This window comes from Streptomyces yaizuensis, assembly GCF_034961445.1.
In the GTDB taxonomy this organism is placed as follows: Bacteria; Actinomycetota; Actinomycetes; order Streptomycetales; family Streptomycetaceae; genus Streptomyces; species Streptomyces yaizuensis.
Window position 1 is genome coordinate 1 of the sequence record NZ_BSBI01000035.1, and the last position, 846, is coordinate 846.

An 846-nucleotide genomic window follows, 5' to 3' on the forward strand; every position below is an offset into this window, starting at 1 on the left:
TGTCGGAGTTCGGGGTGACGCATGCGACGTTGCCTCCGGCGGTGGTGGCGTCGTTGCCGGTGGGGTCTTTGGGTGTGGGCTTTGTGCTGGATGTGGGTGGGGAGGTGTTGCCGGGGGAGTTGGTGGAGCGGTGGGCTGTTGACGGGCGGGTGATGTTCAACAGTTATGGGCCGTCGGAGACGACGGTGAATGCGGCGGTGTGGCGGTGCCGTGCGGGGGTGGGGGAGGGGGTGCCGATTGGGCGTCCGATTGTGAATACGCGGGTGTTTGTGCTGGATGAGTGGTTGCGTCCGGTGCCGGTGGGTGTGACGGGTGAGTTGTTTGTGGCGGGGTTGGGTCTGGCGCGTGGGTATTTGGGTCGTGCTGGGCTGACGGGTGAGCGGTTTGTGGCGTGCCCGTTCGGTGGGTCCGGGGAGCGGATGTACCGGACGGGTGACCGGGTGCGGTGGACCGCTGGTGGGGAGTTGGTGTTCGCGGGGCGTGCGGATGATCAGGTGAAGATCCGCGGCTTCCGGATCGAACCCGGTGAAGTGGAGTCCGTACTCGCGGCACATGCGGGTGTGGCGCGGGCGGCGGTGATCGCCCGTGAGGACATGCCGGGCGACCTGCGCCTCGTCGCCTACGTCGTCCCGGACACGGACACGAGCGCGGATGCGAACGCCGACACGAGCGCGGATGCGGATGGGGGTGTCGCTGGGCTGGCGGAGGCGGTGCGGGGGTTTGTCGCGGACCGGCTGCCGTCGTACATGGTGCCGTCGGCGGTGGTGGTGCTGGACACCCTGCCGCTGACCGCGAACGGCAAGCTGGACCGTAAGGCGCTGCCCGCGCCGACGTATGCCAGTGGTG

Annotated in this window: 1 protein-coding gene; it reads left to right on the top strand. The window is 68.6% G+C overall.

Annotated features, from left to right (window positions below; translation table 11 throughout):
- A partial coding sequence (locus tag SYYSPA8_RS37065; RefSeq protein ID WP_456115176.1) for an AMP-binding protein occupies window positions 1–846 on the top strand: 846 nt, incomplete at both ends.